Consider the following 17,315-nt stretch of genomic DNA (forward strand, 5'->3'; position numbering starts at 1 on the left):
CTTATTTTACCTATCATTAATACTGATTTGGATCATGCTCCTATATCATATGTTTCTGATGCAGGGAGGCTTTCAGCACTATTTAACTTACGAAAAAGTGCTGCCTAAATGGACGAAACAAGGGAAAGATCTGCCGACCGTCAGCATTCTCATTCCAGCACATAATGAAGAAGTGGTCATTCGGCAGACGCTAAAAGCCATGGTCCAGTTATCCTATCCCAAACACCTTCTTGAAATCATTGTGATTAATGACAATTCCTCTGATCGTACAGGGGAGATTGTGCAATCATTTAGTGAGCAATACGATCATGTCCATATGATTGAAACAAAGCCGCCATTTGCAGGGAAGGGGAAATCTACTGCACTGAATGAAGGCTTGAAGGCTTCGACAGGAGACGTTATTTGTGTATACGATGCAGATAATATGCCTGAAAAGAAAGCCGTCTACCATTTGGTTCTTGGATTATTGAATGATCCTAAAGCAGGTGCTGTTGTCGGGAAATTCAGGGTCATCAATGCAGCCAAAAACCTCCTGACAAAATTCATTAACATAGAAACGATCTGCTTCCAGTGGATGGCGCAAGGCGGGAGATGGAAATGGTTTGGCATTGCGACGATACCAGGCACCAACTTTGCGATCCGCCGGAACATTTTAGAAGAGCTTGGCGGCTGGGATGTCCATGCACTAGCTGAAGACACTGAATTAACAATTCGTGTGTATAATCTGGGCTATGTGATTCGGTTCTTTCCTGCTGCGATTACATGGGAACAAGAGCCTGAAACATGGAAAGTCTGGTGGCGGCAGAGAACACGCTGGGCTAGAGGCAACCAATATGTTGTGCTCAAATTTTTAAGACAGTTTATGAAATTAAAACGAAAACGAATGATTTTCGATTTATTTTATTTTTTCTTTACGTATTTCTTATTTTTCTTTGGTGTACTGCTCTCCAACGGCATTTTTATCGTAAACTTATTCGTTGATCTTCACTTATCTGTGGGAGCTGTGGCACTCATCCTATGGGGATTAGCCTTCTTCCTCTTTTTAACAGAAGTGATGATTACGTTAAGCATAGAGAAAACAGAGCTGACCAAACAAAATATTCTCATTGTCGTTCTCATGTACTTTACCTATTCCCAAGTATGGATTGCGCTTGTTGTGTACTCCTTATGTGTAGAGGTGAAAAGCCGATTATTGAAACAAGAAGTGAAATGGTACAAAACCGAGCGTTACAATCAACAACAAAAGAAAAGCGGGTGACATATTGAAATCGTTAAAATGGTTGATTTATATATTAGGATTATCCTTAGCGATCCAGCCTTTTTTCATGGCAGGTCAAGCAATGGCGCAATCCAACCGAGTTCAAGTCAAAGATGATTGGGTTCAATCTTCAAAAGAAAGCAAAACAAAAACGCAGCATCTATCAGAAGACGTAGTGACCTTATATGGGCAAGAAGACCGCACTGAATTTACCTATCAAGTGGATCAGGAAAAAACAGAGTCAAGCACATTGACGTTCAATATAGAGGCTTCACCATTATTGATTTCACCTTCCTCATTCACTGTTATGATTGATGGAGAGATCGAAAAGACCATCCCTGTATCAGGGAAAAACCAGAAAAAGTCGATTCAAATCAAGTTGAACAAAGCACAATTGAAAAAAGGTACTCACCGCATTCAGGTCACATTTTATGGTGTTTTAAAAGAAGGCGTGTGTATCAACCAAGAGACACCTGCTAATTGGCTAAAAGTGTATCCTGAAAGTGAACTTACATTCAAAGGAATCCAGACAAAAGATTTCACATTAGATAGCTTTCCATCACCTTTTATTCAAACAGGTGATCAGAAAGAACAGACAGACATTGTAATTCCTAATTCACCGGATGCAGCTGAATTAGAAGCAGCCATCAAAGTATACCGTACGTTGAAAAACAAAGATCGCCAAAAAGAGATCAAACTTATCCAAGAAAAGGACATCAAGCAAGTGGCTCACCCAACGATTGCTGTGGGAGCTATAGGAAGCTGGGATGGACGGATGAAAACGATTGAACAAGCTGCAGGAATTAAAACGAAAAGCAGTCATCTTACGTTAGCGATGAGAACTTTGACAGCAAAGAAAACAGAACAGCCCATTTTATTTGTGACAGCGGAAAAGCCTGTGACAATCGCTGAAAAAATCAATGTTCTAACTCAGTCAGAATTAACGGATCAACTGACTGGAACAGACCTAGTGCTTCAAAAGGCTGCAGCTCAAACGTCTAAACCATCTCACAAGATTCGTTTGAAAGATTTCGGCGGAGATGATGTCACGGTTGGGACCAACAAGACGGCATCCGACCACTACTATTATCCGAAAGCGCTACTGGCTAACCAAAAATCAGGTGCAAAGCTCAATCTTTCATTCAAAAAATCTGATACAGCGGCAAGCAAAACAGAACGGTTAACTGTTATGATCAATGACGAACCGCACGACGTACCATTAACAAAACTAGGCAGCAAAGATGCGAATGGATTCTATCATGTCTCGATTCCAGTAGATTCAAACATACTTCAAAAAAATGAATATATTGATTTGCAATTTGTCACAAGTGGTTTTAAAAACATGGAATCTTGCAGACATACGGATGAAGAAGGCTGGATATTCATTGACAAAAATAGCTCTTTACAAATACCAGAAGGAACAACGAGTGAAAAGCCAGATTTAGCCGCATGGCCGCTCCCGTTCACTTCGAAAAATACATTGATCATCATACCAGATCAAATCAAACGTGAAACAATCAATCAAATGGCCATGGTGACGGAATCTTTTAGTCAGCCAGAAGTAGCTCAATATCATTTAATGAAAGCTTCTCAAGTGACAAATGAACAATTGAAAAATCACCCTCTCATTTTCATCGGAGGCATTCAAACATTCTCTCTTCTGAAAGAAAAAGCAGCCGATCTCGTTGTTCCGGTGAAAAAGGATCAGTATGATGTATCTTCTTTCGGCATGATCAACGAAACAACGGCTCGAATTGTATGGACGCAGCCATCTGTTTGGAATAAAGAACAGACAATGACAGTCTTTTCAGGAATGACTGCAGCTGAAGCTAACGTGTCAAATGAAGTAATGCAATTTCTTCAAACAAATACAGAAAAAGCAACAGTTGCAATAGAGAGTAAAAACAAAGGTGTGTTTACTAATCATCAATCCGTCAGCAGCACATCGAACAGTCTGAAAACAAGTGAAAAACAAAGCAGTAGCGAGTCTTGGATTTACTTTGTGTGTATCGCTGCACTCATCCTTTTTGTGCTTTTAATGATTGTCTATTTCGTACGAAAAAACCGTAAAAAGACTGAGTTCTAAACGATCAAAAGACCTTGAAAAAATCTCTTTACTTTGGTGTCAAACGGGAGTATGATCTCTTTTATAAAAGACCAATCGCTGAATCATTTCGATGAGCGGGGGAACCAATTGTGGTGGTATAAAACACCACGTGGGGTGAATCCTTTTAAGGTAGGGCAAAATCTCATGCGCCCGAATCCGTCAGCTAACCTCGTAAGCGTTAAAGAGAGCAAAGACCAACCTGTGATCTAAACAATAGGCACAGGGGCATTCTATTGCCTCTGTGTCTTTTTGGCGATCCAAATTTTGTAACTCAAATCGTTTGACACTAAAGGAGCGGGCATCACATGTACAGTTTGATGAAGCGTATTTTAATTGGTAAACCATTAAAATCACAGGCAGCAGGAGAACAAAAACTATCAAAAATCAAAGCTTTGGCATTATTGTCATCAGACGCATTGTCGTCAGTCGCATACGGTACAGAACAAATCTTGATTGTTCTATCAGTTGTTAGTGCGGCAGCGTTTTGGTACTCACTCCCGATTGCAGGTTGTGTATTAATTCTTTTAATGGCGTTAATTCTATCTTACCGCCAGATTATTTATGCTTATCCAGAAGGCGGCGGGGCGTATGTCGTCTCCAGCAGAAACTTAGGTGAAAAACCAGGGCTGGTTGCTGGTGGATCATTACTCGTCGATTACATTTTAACCGTAGCAGTGAGTATTTCTGCTGGGACCGATGCAATCACATCGGCTTTTCCAGCTCTATATCCATATCATGTCATGATCTCAATCGTATTAGTCCTAGTGATTATGGTGTTAAACCTTCGTGGACTGACAGAGTCGGCATCTATTTTGGCTTATCCTGTGTACCTATTTGTCTTTTCATTGCTCATTTTAATTGGGGTGGGCGGTTTTAAACTATTAACAGGGCAAGTGCCGCCAGCACCTGAACATACAGCATTTGGCACACATGTATCAGGCATCACGTTATTTCTTTTATTAAAGGCATTTTCGTCTGGCTGTTCTGCTTTAACTGGTGTTGAAGCGATTTCTAATACAATTCCATCCTTTAAAAAACCAGCTGCACAAAATGCAGCGAGAACTTTATTGATGATGGGGGGATTACTGGCCGTTCTATTTGTAGGAGTGACATTGCTTGCGTTTGGTTTTGGCATCTCGCCAAAGCCAGAAGAAACGGTTGTGTCACAGATTGCATCAGACACATTTGGACGGACATTTTTCTACTATGTCATTCAAGCTGTCACAGCTTTAATTTTAATATTAGCGGCAAACACAGGTTTTTCAGCTTTTCCATTATTGGCTGTCAACTTAGCAAAGGATAAATATATGCCGCGCATGTTTACAGTGAGAGGAGATCGACTCGGTTATTCCAATGGTATTATCTTCTTAGGTGTAGCTTCTATGCTGCTTATTTGGTTATTTGATGGGAAAACGGAACACCTCATTCCACTTTATGCTGTCGGTGTGTTTATTCCATTTACCTTGTCTCAGACAGGTATGTGTGTAAAGTGGATTCGTGAAAAACCACAGGGATGGAAAGTGAAAATGCCTATCAATATCGTAGGAGCACTTATTTCATTTACGGTTTTCATGATTCTCATTTTGACCAAGTTCCATCTTGTATGGCCGGTATTTGTTTTCATGCCAATTGTTCTATTTATTTTTCATTCTATTAAGAAACATTATCTGTCTGTTGGAGAACAATTACGTTTATTGAATGAAACCGAGCCTGTCGAAATCAAAGGAAATGTGGTCATCGTCCCAATAGCAGGTGTCACACGTGTCGTCGAACAATCTGTGCAATATGCAAAATCCTTATCAGACCAGGTCATAGCGGTTCATGTATCGTTTGATAAAGAGAAAGACAAGAAAATTGAAGCTGATTGGGAAAAGCTGAATAGTGATGTGCGTCTTGTGATTTTACATTCGTCTTATCGAAGTCTCATTCACCCGCTTGATAAATTTCTTGAAACGATTGAAGCGAAAGCAAATGCACATCAATATAGAGTGATGGTGCTCGTCCCTCAATTTATTCCGAAAAAAAGATGGCACACCATTTTGCATAATCAATCTGCTTTCTTATTAAGATTCCGTTTATTATGGAAACGGGATATTGTTGTCGCCACTCTTCCATATCACTTTAAAAAGTAACAAGAGCAAGTTGAAACGTTTGATCAAAAGGGTGCGGTGGTATGGAGTAAGAAAAAAGGAGTTTTCTCACATGCCGCAAAGAACCGCAGGAAAAGAAGTAACAGCGCTACTGGAAGAGTGGGGCGTGAAACATATTTATGGAATGCCCGGCGACAGTATTAACGAATTAATCGAAGAACTAAGGCATGAATCAAGCAAAATTCAATTTATACAAACAAGACATGAAGAAGTGGCAGCACTTTCAGCAGCAGCTGATGCGAAACTAACAGGCAAACTTGGAGTTTGTTTATCAATTGCTGGGCCAGGTGCTGTCCACTTATTAAATGGACTATACGATGCAAAAGCGGACGGTGCACCTGTATTAGCGATTGCAGGGCAGGTTGCCTCAACTGAAGTAGGCAGAGATGCATTTCAAGAAATCAAATTAGAGCGGATGTTTGACGATGTTGCTGTCTTTAATCAGCAAGTACAAACAGCAGAAGCTCTGCCTGACTTATTGAATCAAGCCATCAAAGCTGCTTATACCCATAAAGGGGTGGCGGTTCTCACTGTCTCAGATGATTTATTTTCTCAGAAAATTAAGCGGAGTCCCGTTTATACATCACCTCTTTATGTAGAGGGAGATGTGCGGCCGAAGAAAGATCAACTGCTAAAGGCTGCTCAACTCATTAACAATGCGAAGAAGCCAGTCATCTTAGCAGGAAAAGGATTAAGAAATGCAAAAGAAGAACTTCTTTCGTTTGCAGAAAAGGCAGCTGCACCGATCGTCATTACACTTCCTGCAAAAGGTGTTGTTCCAGACAGGCATCCATACTTTTTAGGAAACCTAGGTCAGATCGGTACGAAGCCGGCATATGAAGCGATGGAAGAGTGCGATTTATTAATCATGCTTGGAACCTCCTTCCCATATAGGGATTACTTACCGGAAGACACGCCTGCCATTCAATTGGATATCAAACCGGATCAGATCGGTAAAAGATATCCAGTAGAAGTGGGGATTGTAAGTGACAGTAAGACTGGTCTTCATGAACTAACCTCTTATATTGAATATAAAGAGCAGCGCGGTTTCCTTGAAGCTTGTACAGAGCACATGATGAAGTGGCGAGAAGAAATGGATAAGGAAAAATCTATTGCCACATCACCGCTTAAACCGCAGCAAGTCATCGCTAGATTAGAAGAAGCGGTAGATGATGATGCCATTCTTTCAGTTGATGTCGGTAATGTGACGGTATGGATGGCACGTCATTTCGAAATGAAGCAGCAGGATTTCATTATTTCCAGCTGGCTTGCCACAATGGGCTGTGGTTTACCTGGCGCAATATCAGCTAAATTAAATGAACCAAATCGCCAAGCCATTGCTGTCTGTGGTGACGGAGGCTTCACAATGGTGATGCAAGATTTTGTGACGGCGGTAAAATATAAACTGCCAATTGTCGTTGTGATCTTAAATAACAACAACCTTGGTATGATTGAATATGAACAACAGGTAAAAGGCAACATCAACTATGGTATAGAGCTGGAAGATATTGATTTTGCAAAATTTGCAGAAGCGTGCGGTGGTAAAGGAATCTCGGTGTCATCACATGAAGAACTAGCACCAGCCTTTGATCAAGCACTTCAAGCTGAGAAACCTGTGATCATTGATGTTGCGGTGACCAATGAACCACCGTTACCTGGTAAAATCACTTACACACAAGCAGCAGGCTTTAGTAAATATTTATTGAAAAAATTCTTTGAAAAAGGTGAGCTGGATATCCCTCCGCTCAAGAAAAGCCTTAAACGCATTTTCTAAACAGCAGGTAGTCGGTCTTCTAATTAGAAGACTGACTTTTTTTGTTGAATAGGTAAAATCATTTCAATTGTCACTTGTTTTCTTCTGTATAAAAATTTACAGACTGGATTTTTTGCAACTTAAAGCCTATTTTTCCAATTCGGTGAGAAAGGTAAAATAGACTTTATGATCAATAATGGAGGGAGTGGCTTAATCTGGGCAAGGTACTTGATGCAAAAGCACTAACCAGTGCCATGGATACAAGGGCAAAACACTATCAGGAACTCCGTGAACAAATGATAGATTTAAAAAAGGCATTACAAGGTGTTGCCAACCTCGGTGACGACTTCACTGGAAAAGGTGCCGATAACATTAAAAGCTTCTACAAAGAACTCGCGGGAAATGTGGACATGTTTATTAGCTTCATTGATAAACAAAAAGCCTTTCATGAAGGTGTTTCTGGGACACTTGATGATACAAATTTTGGCGGCGACACCTTTGTAGAAGAACACTTTTTAGACAACGCTGTACATATGGGAATCAAGAATGCCAAAAGCATCGTGAAGGATCAAAAAAAGGCACTCAAAACGATTTTTCAAGATATTGATGACCTCATTTCTCTGGAGGTATTTGATAGTAAAACTTTTGACGAAAAGATTGCAGATGCGGAAGATGAACGGAAGAAAACGGTTAAAGATTTAATAGAACTTGATCAAAATCTAAAAGATGAATATGCTTTGTCAGAGACTGAGGAGAAGGCTACAATGGCATTGTACGCAGAAATGATCAATGCCACAAATGACGGAAAATCCATTTCGCCTATGAATTTTGACAAGAAAGCGTATCAAAATAGCGAAATCTACAAGGCAAAAAGCGATATTGAGAAGCAAACTTCTGAATATCTAAAAATCAAAAAAGATCAAGAAGAAGCCCGCAAGATTGCAAAGGAACAAGGAGCGCTCGCCAACCGTCCTTGGTATGAAAAAGCCCTTGATTACGGTGGGAATATCGTTAATGAGCTGACAGGCGTGAACGATGCAAAACGTGCCGCAACAGGTGTCGATCCGATCACAGGTGAAGAACTCACCGCAGGCCAACGAGTCGCCGCAGGCGGCATGGCAGCAGCAGGCTACATCCCGATTGTCGGCTGGGCAGGACGCATTTTTAAAGGCGGGAAAGCCGTCTATAAAACGACTCAAGCCACGTCCGCCGCAGTCAGAGCGGTCGACATTTACAAGACATCACAGAAGTCTTTCGATGCGTTGAAAACATCACAAAAAGGCTTATACGGTCTTACTGCGACCAACGGCTTCAGCGAAGCGATTACGGGCCGAGATATGTTTGGAAATAAGATCTCGAAAGAACAGCAGGAAGCGAGTATGAATGCGGCGCTGGGGATGCTTTTGCCATTTGGGGCGAAAGGATTTCATGGGAAGATGGGTGCTGTAGAGAGTGGGAAACGTATAGATTATTTAAGAAATAAATATGGAACAATCAGTTCTAAAGAATTAAATGAAAGAATCAATTTGCGCGGTGAAACGATGAAAGAGCTAAATAAATTAAAAGGTACTGGTATTAGTAAGAAGAAAATGGGACCTGCTTTTGCTGGAGTTTATGATAAACAAACTGGGAAATATTCTTATGCAATAAATGATTATGATGGAAAGTTACCAGATTTTCATCCCTTAATAAAAAACAAATATGATAAAATGCCAAAAGAGGTTATAGATTCATATGCATTTACAAAAGGTGCGGGGTCACATGCCGAAGTGATTGCATTGAATAAGGCCTTAAAGGAAAACCCAGGTGCTAGTTTAGATAATTTTATTTTGAATGTAGTTAGGACCGGTCAAAGTAGAGTGAAACCGGCTGGGATGATGTTTCCACGATGTCCACATTGTGCTTATCTTACGGATGGATCTAAAATTATCACGGAGGTTCCTAAAAATGTTAAATGATATATTACAAAAGGATTTTATTTTAGAAAATGGTACGGAGTTTGAAGAACATTTAGAGTATGGGGGTCCTTACGAACTAGCAATAGTGGAATATACCCCGGATGGTAACGAAAAACTATTTACGGGCTTAGCTTATGATAAATACGAAAATGGAAATATCGAAAGTTACTTCTATGTAGAGCAAGGTGTTAAGCAGGGAAAGTGTGTTGAATTTTACTCAAATGGAAATGTGAAAAAAATAGGTAATATGAATAAAAGTGCTGCAGATGGATATCAAGTCGAGTTTTTTGAGAATGGAAATAGAAAGTATGAATCTGAATATATTGCTGGTCGAGAAATGACTTATATAAAATACGATGAAAACGGAAATATTGTAGAGCAAAAAGCAGAACCTGATGAATCTGATTTAAAATACGTCGAAAAATTCAACGATTAATAAGGATAAAGTGATATATGGTTAATCTGGATAATGATAAAATAGATCATTTAATAGAAAAATTTAAAAATGAACAAAAAGCTCTCTTGCCTAAAGTTAAATTGGAAAATAATTTCCGATTAGAAAACATACGGTTTATCGCAGGGGTAGATGTTTCTTATTTTGAAACAAATGGAAAATCGAAAGGTGTTTGTTGCATAGTTGTATATGATTTGACAGAAAAACAAGTAATTGAAAAAGTGAATAGTTATGGAGAAATAAAGGTTCCTTATATATCCGGATTTCTTGCTTTTCGTGAATTGCCTTTAATAAAAGATGCAGCAAAAAAGCTGACGAAACAAGTAGATATCTATATGTTTGATGGAAATGGTTACTTACATGATAGACATATGGGTATTGCTACACAGGCATCATTTTTCTTAAAGAAGCCTACCATTGGTGTAGCAAAAAGCTATTTGAAAATCAAAGGAATAGATTTTACCCTACCCCAAAATAAAGAGAATGCATACACAGATATTATTATAGATGATGAAATTTATGGTCGAGTACTTCGAACCAGAATCAATGTTAAGCCCATTTTTATTTCATGTGGTAACTGGATTGATTTAGATACAACTACAAAAATTGTGATGAAACTTATTGATAAAAATAGTCGACTGCCGATCCCTGTAAGATATGCAGATATCGAGACACGCATTATTCGAAATGAGTTATTAACAAAAAAGGGTGAAATGTGAAGTGCTCATTTTTTAAGATTTAGAAAATGACACTATCGAAACCCAATCACCAGAAAAAAAGGGGAATCAACCAATGCTATGGATTTTCACACAAAACGAACAAAGTTTCGTTAATGTTCACGAAGTCACAGTAACCGGTAAAAAGATTGAAGGGTTTATCGCAGGCAGTGATTCTTGGGTCAAGACGCTCGGCAAGTATGACTCAAGCGATCGAGCGTCAGAGATCCTTCAAGACATTGTGAAAGTAATTGAAAAAAACCCAAATGGTACGATGACCTATCGAATGCCTCAGCAGTAAAAAAAGAAACCACCTTTCCATCGCGAAAAGGTGGTTTTGTTTATGAAGGTGTTTTGGTAAAGGCTAAAAATAACGGGATGCCTGTGCCGACAAGTGTAGTGGCGAATAGGAACATACCGCAAATGAATAGAAAATGACTGGCTGAAAAGACGAGTGCCAGAATGAGAAACACGATGCTGAGTCCTGCCATGCTATATGATGGGACAAAGCGGCGTTTGTATGTGGCTTTCTTTGTTAGGAATGAGAAGAAAATGCCAAATAATAAAGGGACAATCCATAAGTAAAATAAAATAATAAGAGACATACATCATACCTCGATTTTTCCTTCTATTTTATCAGATGCCAATCACAACGGATACTACAAAGCTTCACTTTGTAAAATAGTTCATGCAATCGACACAATTAAGTGGGCTGATTGATTGAATTCGTTTTTTGTTTCATATATTCAGGCTGTAAAAGTGCGTACACACAGTGATCGGCAAAGTGGTCGCCCAGCCATTCACATTGTCTTAATATGCCTTCAAGTGAAAAAGATAAACGCTCTGCGATGCGTCTGCTTTTTTGATTATCAACAGCGGCCCTTATTTCAATGCGATGCAGACCGCACTCTTCAAATAAATAGTGAATGACCGCTTTGCATGCTTTTGTCATGATGCCTTTTCCTTGATAGCCTTCCCCGAGCCAATAGCCAATGGAAACCGTCCGATTAATCCAATGAATTTGGTGGGTGCCAATGATACCAACGAGTTCTCCATGTGACCAGATTCCAGCCTGAAAACCATTGTTTTGCAAAGCTTGTTGCATGGCACCTTGAATAAACGCCATGCTGTCTTCTTCTGTCTGCGTCGAATCGACCCATAGCATCCATTCACGTAAGTGCTCTCTTGAGCGTTGGATGAGCAGATACAGACTTCTCGCGTCTCTTGGTTCAAGCAGCCGCATGGATAGATCTTGATCCTGATAAAAAAACATGTGATCACATCCTCTCAAGGGAAATTCTACCACAACCCGATATAAAAGACAGTATGATCACTGTCTTTTACATAAACGTATCCACAATTAAAAACAGATTCAGTGCGACAACAAGAGCTGCTATCACCCAAGATATTCCGGTCACCCAGCGAGCATTCGTCAAATCGCCCATAATTCGTTTTTTACTTGTAAACAAAATGAGCGGAATTAAAGCAAACGCAATTCCAAATGATAAGACCACTTGACTCATCACAAGCGCAGATGTCGGATTGACCCCAGATGCAATGATCGCAATAGGTGGAATGATGGTAATCAGCCGGCGGACATACAGCGGAATTCGGTACTGAATAAAACCTTGCATAATAATATCGCCTGACAGTGTACCGACAGAAGAACTGGAAAGTCCGGCTACAAGCAGACCTACACCAAATAAGATCGCTGATACAGGACCTGAGAGAGTTCCAAAATGCTGAAATGCTACATCTAAATCCTCAACAAAAAGACCATTTTTAAAAAATAAAGCAGCTGCTACAATCAACATGCTGGCATTGATGGCGCCAGCAACTACCATCGCAATGAGGATGTCTAAAAACTCAAAACGAAAAATCAGCTTTTTCTCTTTTTCCGTTCTGCCGACGACTCTTCTTTGCGTTAAGGCTGAATGGAGATAGATCGCATGCGGCATCACCGTAGCGCCTAAAATACCAGCGGCAAGCAGTACGCTGTCTGTCCCTTCAAACCTTGGAATGAACAGTCCACCGGCGACACTTGCAAGATCAGGTTTAGCCACAAAGGTTTGTACAGCGAAAGCAATCACGACAACAAACAGCATGCCGGTAATTCCTGCTTCTAACGCTCGATAACCTCGTCTTTGGAGCTCTAAAATGGCAAAAGAACCGATCGCTGCAATAATCGATGCTTCAAGCAGCGGGATACGAAAGAGTAAGTATAAACCAAGGGCAGCCCCGATAAATTCGGCTAAATCTGTGGCGATAATGACGAGTTCACCCTGAATCCATAAACCGATCGAGACTGGTTTTGGAAACTCTTCTCGAGCAATTTCAGGTAAATTTTTCCCTGTTGCGATTCCAAGCTTTGCAGACAAAGACTGGATGAGTAAGGCCATGAGATTGGATATGAGAATGACCCATAACAGAAGGTAGCCATATTTCGAGCCAGCTGCAATGTTGGTCGCAAAGTTTCCTGGATCAATATAGGCAATGGCGGCGATAAAAGCAGGCCCGAGAAAAGGAAGGAGCCTTCTAAATCCCTTCACCTTTCCTTCAAGTGCACGCTCCGCTGCCACTGACATGTGGGCTTGTGCCTCGATGTATTTGTTTGTCATATGTCATCACCTAGATTCTACAAAGTTTTGCTTTGGCACAAAAAGTTTCCTCGATGCAATTTTTAATCATCATATGCCCATCTTCATGAAAAGTCAACTATCTGAACTAATAGGTTTGTTTATCATATGTAAGTGAAAAAAATAGATACCTTGTCAATCAACACATAAAAAACACCGCCTCTTATCTTAGGCGGTGCATCCTCTGCTTCCTCTTCTTTTGTATCGTTTTTTAAGAAACCCTTGATCCAACGCTGCGGAAGATCAAGCTTAAAATAATGACGAAAATGGCTGCTCCTAAGATCGCTGGAATGATCGCAAATCCTGCCAGACTAGGACCCCACGTTCCAAGTAATCCATGACCAATCCAAGCACCTGCAAGCCCAGCAATCATTGAACCGATCCAGCCTCCTGGTACACTGCCTCCAGCGAGTGCACTCCCAATGAGACCTATGACAATCGCCACAACTAATGAAATCAGAAATCCTAACATGTTGATCACTCCTCTTTTGTTTGTTTACTAAGCAATAACCGTTTTAAAAGAGATTAAAACCTTTCGGAACCGCTTCAATGTTCGATACGTATGATGGACAAGGATTGTGTATAATAACAGACATATACTTGAACGGCATCTAAGGAGGCAAATGGCATGGAGGAAAGAGAGTGGCTAAAAGCACAATTAAAAGAGATTGAAAAATGGGAGAAAGACCAGCAAAAGGTATGGTTTTGGGAGAAACTCAGCCGGCTTCCATTTCAAATGCTGGACAAGCTGACCCCTGCCTTTATTCAAAAGAAAATCGGTGTGTTATTAGATGAGATGGGGCACTACATTCAATCAGGCGGTGTCTATTTGACGTCAGAGAAAGGCATTATTCATCAATTTCAAAAGAAATGTGCCGATGAATCGATTCAGCGTATTGAAGATATTGAGGCGGCTCCGATCGAGGTCATGGATGCCATTAGTGACCAGATGGGGAAAAACCGAACAAACCTCGCCACTGTACAAGGTGCGACAACAGGTGTCGGAGGTATGTTTACATTAGCGGCAGATATTCCGGCTGTCCTCGGTCTCTCTTTAAAAACATTACAGGATATCGCCGTCACCTATGGCTATGATCCGAAAAATAAAGAAGAACGAGTCTTTATCATTAAATGTTTACAGTTGAATTCTGCTGACGTTGTTGGGAAAAAATCAATATTAAAAGAGCTGAAGAGCTATCATGCATCAGAAGGGAAGCACGAAAACATGATCTCTCAAATTCAAGGATGGCGTGAGGTCGTATATAACTACCGTGATTCGTTTGGCTGGAAGAAGCTGTTTCAACTTGTCCCAATTGCGGGGATTTTGTTTGGTGCAGCGTCCAACCGCTCACAGTTAAAAGGAATTGCCGAAACAGGCATTATGCAATATCGAAAGCGCAGAATATTAACAAGATTAGAGGAGCTCGCTCAGCAAGAACAGCGTGACTCCGGCGCATAAAAAAATCCCTCTCTAAAGGGATTTTTTATTTGGTCTCAGCATCTTCTTCAAACGCTTGAATCAGAGAATATTCATAGCGTGCCCGGAGCTCGCGGATTTGTTTAATCAAGGTGGAACCGATGATCCTTTCTGCTTCATCATACAAAGGATCGAGCGCCTTCATCCATTTTTGCCGCTCTGCTGGTGTTAATTCGTGTATGGCAATTGGAGATTCGCGTTTAATATCCTCCAGCTGATCCTTGTTCATTTGTTCGGCATGTTTTTCGTTCCATGCCGTTGTTTCTTCCATCGCTTCGAGTAAAATTCGCTTCGTCTCAGGTGTTTGACGATCAAAAAAGGATTGATCTGTTAAGACGACATACCCTAAATACCCGTGATTACTGATCGTCATATAGTCTTGTATATGATAGAATTTTTTTGAATAAATATTTGAAATTGTATTTTCTTCACCGTCTACTTTTTTTGTTTCTAGCAGCTGAAAAGTTGAATTAAACGATTCCTGATAGGGTTTTGCGCCAAGAAGCTTGAATTGCTTTTCAATCATGTCACTTTGCATAATACGGAGAGATTGTTTTTTTAAATCACTAGGCTGCTTGATTGGGCCTTTATTCGAAGTGATTTGCTTAAAGCCATTTGTCCAGTAGGCCATTCCCTTTAGTCCGTCTTTTTGCAGTGTGCCGAACAGTCTCTGTCCAATCGCACCATGTAACCCTTCTTGGACAGCATCGTAGTTAGAAAAGGCAAAGGGCAGATCAAGTGCCAGCCATTCAGGGGACAGCATGCCGAGCTTTGACGTAGACGGAGCAATAAATTGAACTTGATTCTCTTTTAGTGCATTAATTTCTTCAATATCAGAATAAAGACTCCCGTTTGAAAAGATTTGAATGCTGATCCTGCCGTCGGATTTTTTATGAACAAGCTCAGCAAATTTCTTTGCAGCCAGCCCTTTTGGGGTATTATCTGCGACAACATGGCTGAATTTGAACACAAGCTGATCCTTCAGCCCAGTCTGTTCATCGTCGAAGATCGTCGCTGATTTAGGCATCATATGATAAAAACCAAAGTATAAAGCGGTTACAAAACCGATGATGAGCAATAGCGTATAGGCGAGTAAATTCTTCATGCGTTAGATCCCCCTTATGTCAAGGATACTTGACAGAGGAAGAATTCGTAAAGATACAGGTGAAAAAATGATGAGAAATCGACTGAAATTACAACAATTATCTATTAGATGGAAGCTCACCATCCTCACATATTTCGTTGTCATTTTTGCCCTTTTAATCGGAGGAATTGTTCTAGTCGGGGGAATTCAGCAAACAGAGGAACGAGAACTTCGAAAAAGGCTCATGAACACGGCAAGAACAGTAGCTGAGATGAATGAGGTAAAGCAGGCATTGGATGATCAGACAAAGGAGCGTGCGCAGTTACAGCATGCCATTGAAGAGATTCGGATTATCCAAGATGCTGACTACATTGTTGTCATGGATATGGATCACGTGCGATTGACACATCCAGTGAAAACAAGGATTGGCCAGCGCTCTGAGGGGACAGATGAAGAACCTGCCTTTGCAGAGCATATCTATTTCTCAGAAGCACAGGGAGAGCTTGGCACAGCCATTAGAGCCTTTTATCCAGTAAAGGATGAAAAATTTAACCAAACAGGGGTTGTACTAGTCGGAAGAACATTGCCGAGTATGGCAGATATATTAGGAGAAATGAAGCAGGATATCCTCATGATCCTTTTGCTGACGCTCAGCTTCGGGCTTGTCGGTTCATTTTTGCTCGCCCGTCATATTAAACAGCAAATGTTTAAGCTGGAGCCGCATGAGATTGTCAGAATGCTAGAGGAGCGCACCGCTACCTTTCATTCCATTAATGAAGGGGTCATTGCCATTGATAACCAGCACATGATCACCATTTTTAATGAAAAAGCAAAGCAAATTTTCAGCGTGACAGGTGATGTAGTGGGCCGAAATATTTGGGATGTGCTGTCAGATACAAGGCTTCCAGAAATCATTGACCGCGCAGAACCCGTCTACAATGAAGAAATTCATATGAGCGGAAAGCGGATCATGAGCAGCCGAATTCCGATTGTGATGAAAAAGAAAATCATCGGAGCGGTTGCGATTTTTCAGGACCGGACAGAGGCGGCCAAATTGGCGGAGGAATTAACCGGGGTGAAGAACTTCGTTGATGGCCTACGGGTGCAAAATCATGAACATATGAATAAGCTTCATACAATTGCGGGTTTAATTCAGCTAGGGAAAGCCGATCAAGCACTCGATTTAGCGTTTCAAACGACCGAAGAACAGGAGCATGTGACGGACTTTCTCCACCGTGTGATACAGCATGACGCAGTGGCTGGTTTATTGATGAGCAAGATAAGAAGGGGCAAGGAGCTTGGAATCAAGGTTGAAGTAGATGAAAATAGCAGTCTGCGCGATTTCCCAGAGCGGCTGGATCAGCATGATATGACGAAGCTACTTGGCAACCTGATCGAGAACGCCTTTGCCGCGTATGATACTGTAGAAAGAGACACAAAACTTATTTCTATTAGTATTGATCAAACAGAGGATGTCCTTGCGATCTTAATTGAAGATTATGGATCTGGAATAGAAGAGGACATGATTCCTCATATTTTCGACAAAGGCTTTACTCACGGTAAAGAAGGCGGAACAGGCTACGGACTGTATATTGTAAAAACGATTATCGACAAAGGGATGGGAAATGTAGAAGTCACATCAAGCATCGGCATTGGTACCACCTTCTCAATCGAATTCCCAATGACAATAGAGGAGAGAGACAGATGACTCAGATTAAGGGA

The 17,315-nt window shown here is 40.7% G+C and carries 15 protein-coding genes and 1 riboswitch; of the genes, 10 read left to right on the plus strand and 5 right to left on the minus strand.

Annotated features, from left to right (window positions below; translation table 11 throughout):
* Positions 1-34: 34 nt before the first annotated feature.
* The 8 genes from NSQ64_RS03025 to NSQ64_RS03060 all read left to right on the plus strand — a co-directional run bounded on the left by NSQ64_RS03025 (position 35) and on the right by NSQ64_RS03060 (position 10,697).
* Entirely contained in the window at positions 35-1,258 is a 1,224-nt protein-coding gene (locus tag NSQ64_RS03025; RefSeq protein ID WP_412055034.1) for a glycosyltransferase family 2 protein, read from the plus strand.
* Positions 1,259-1,262: 4 nt separating this feature from the next.
* Positions 1,263-3,344, plus strand: a complete 2,082-nt coding sequence (locus NSQ64_RS03030) for a cellulose biosynthesis cyclic di-GMP-binding regulatory protein BcsB (protein WP_341015001.1) — start codon at positions 1,263-1,265, stop codon at positions 3,342-3,344.
* A 66-nt stretch (positions 3,345-3,410) separates the two neighbouring features.
* Positions 3,411-3,558, plus strand: a riboswitch (cyclic di-AMP (ydaO/yuaA leader).
* Between the two features lie 112 nt (positions 3,559-3,670).
* Complete coding sequence (locus NSQ64_RS03035; protein ID WP_007498061.1) at positions 3,671-5,497, plus strand: APC family permease; 1,827 nt, start codon at positions 3,671-3,673, stop codon at positions 5,495-5,497.
* A 70-nt stretch (positions 5,498-5,567) separates the two neighbouring features.
* Positions 5,568-7,289 carry a pyruvate oxidase gene (locus NSQ64_RS03040; protein ID WP_341015004.1) on the plus strand — a complete coding sequence of 574 codons (1,722 nt, stop codon included), beginning with the start codon at positions 5,568-5,570 and terminating at the stop codon, positions 7,287-7,289.
* 233 nt (positions 7,290-7,522) lie between these two features.
* The gene (locus NSQ64_RS03045; RefSeq protein WP_445684635.1) at positions 7,523-9,226 is read left to right on the plus strand and encodes a T7SS effector LXG polymorphic toxin; all 1,704 of its coding nucleotides are present in this window, start codon (positions 7,523-7,525) and stop codon (positions 9,224-9,226) included.
* A complete protein-coding gene (locus tag NSQ64_RS03050; RefSeq protein WP_061418008.1) occupies positions 9,216-9,662 on the plus strand; it encodes a toxin-antitoxin system YwqK family antitoxin in 447 nt (148 codons plus the stop codon). Before NSQ64_RS03045 ends, NSQ64_RS03050 begins: the two co-directional genes overlap by 11 nt.
* Before the next feature lie 17 nt (positions 9,663-9,679).
* Positions 9,680-10,399, plus strand: coding sequence for an endonuclease V (locus tag NSQ64_RS03055; protein ID WP_341015006.1), 720 nt, complete (start codon positions 9,680-9,682; stop codon positions 10,397-10,399).
* A 73-nt stretch (positions 10,400-10,472) separates the two neighbouring features.
* Positions 10,473-10,697, plus strand: coding sequence for a hypothetical protein (locus tag NSQ64_RS03060; RefSeq protein WP_024720475.1), 225 nt, complete (start codon positions 10,473-10,475; stop codon positions 10,695-10,697).
* 40 nt (positions 10,698-10,737) lie between these two features.
* On the opposite strand, the gene NSQ64_RS03065 is transcribed toward NSQ64_RS03060, so the two are convergent.
* From NSQ64_RS03065 to NSQ64_RS03080, 4 genes are all read right to left on the minus strand, one after another.
* Positions 10,738-11,001 (minus strand): hypothetical protein, encoded by a 264-nt coding sequence (locus tag NSQ64_RS03065; protein ID WP_008346966.1) that lies wholly within the window; start codon positions 10,999-11,001, stop codon positions 10,738-10,740.
* 98 nt (positions 11,002-11,099) lie between these two features.
* Complete coding sequence (locus tag NSQ64_RS03070) at positions 11,100-11,669, minus strand: GNAT family N-acetyltransferase (RefSeq protein WP_008346964.1); 570 nt, start codon at positions 11,667-11,669, stop codon at positions 11,100-11,102.
* 67 nt (positions 11,670-11,736) lie between these two features.
* Positions 11,737-13,014: an Nramp family divalent metal transporter gene (locus tag NSQ64_RS03075; RefSeq protein ID WP_341015010.1), complete on the minus strand. Its 1,278-nt coding sequence runs from the start codon at positions 13,012-13,014 to the stop codon at positions 11,737-11,739.
* A 229-nt stretch (positions 13,015-13,243) separates the two neighbouring features.
* On the minus strand, positions 13,244-13,504 hold the full coding sequence (locus tag NSQ64_RS03080) for a GlsB/YeaQ/YmgE family stress response membrane protein (protein WP_003214275.1): 261 nt from the start codon (positions 13,502-13,504) through the stop codon (positions 13,244-13,246).
* 156 nt (positions 13,505-13,660) lie between these two features.
* Between NSQ64_RS03080 and NSQ64_RS03085 the strand changes: the two genes are divergently transcribed.
* Positions 13,661-14,491, plus strand: a complete 831-nt coding sequence (locus NSQ64_RS03085; RefSeq protein WP_024720476.1) for an EcsC family protein — start codon at positions 13,661-13,663, stop codon at positions 14,489-14,491.
* A gap of 25 nt (positions 14,492-14,516) precedes the next feature.
* Here the strand turns inward: NSQ64_RS03085 and NSQ64_RS03090 are convergent, their stop codons facing one another.
* Positions 14,517-15,614 carry a TRAP transporter substrate-binding protein gene (locus tag NSQ64_RS03090; protein ID WP_341015012.1) on the minus strand — a complete coding sequence of 366 codons (1,098 nt, stop codon included), beginning with the start codon at positions 15,612-15,614 and terminating at the stop codon, positions 14,517-14,519.
* A 67-nt stretch (positions 15,615-15,681) separates the two neighbouring features.
* On the opposite strand from NSQ64_RS03090, the gene NSQ64_RS03095 reads away from it, so the two are divergent.
* Positions 15,682-17,301, plus strand: coding sequence for an ATP-binding protein (locus NSQ64_RS03095; protein ID WP_041507162.1), 1,620 nt, complete (start codon positions 15,682-15,684; stop codon positions 17,299-17,301).
* Positions 17,302-17,315 lie beyond the last annotated feature (14 nt).

Origin of the sequence: Bacillus sp. FSL W8-0183 (assembly GCF_038006825.1) — a bacterium.
Taxonomy (GTDB): domain Bacteria; phylum Bacillota; class Bacilli; order Bacillales; family Bacillaceae; genus Bacillus; species Bacillus altitudinis.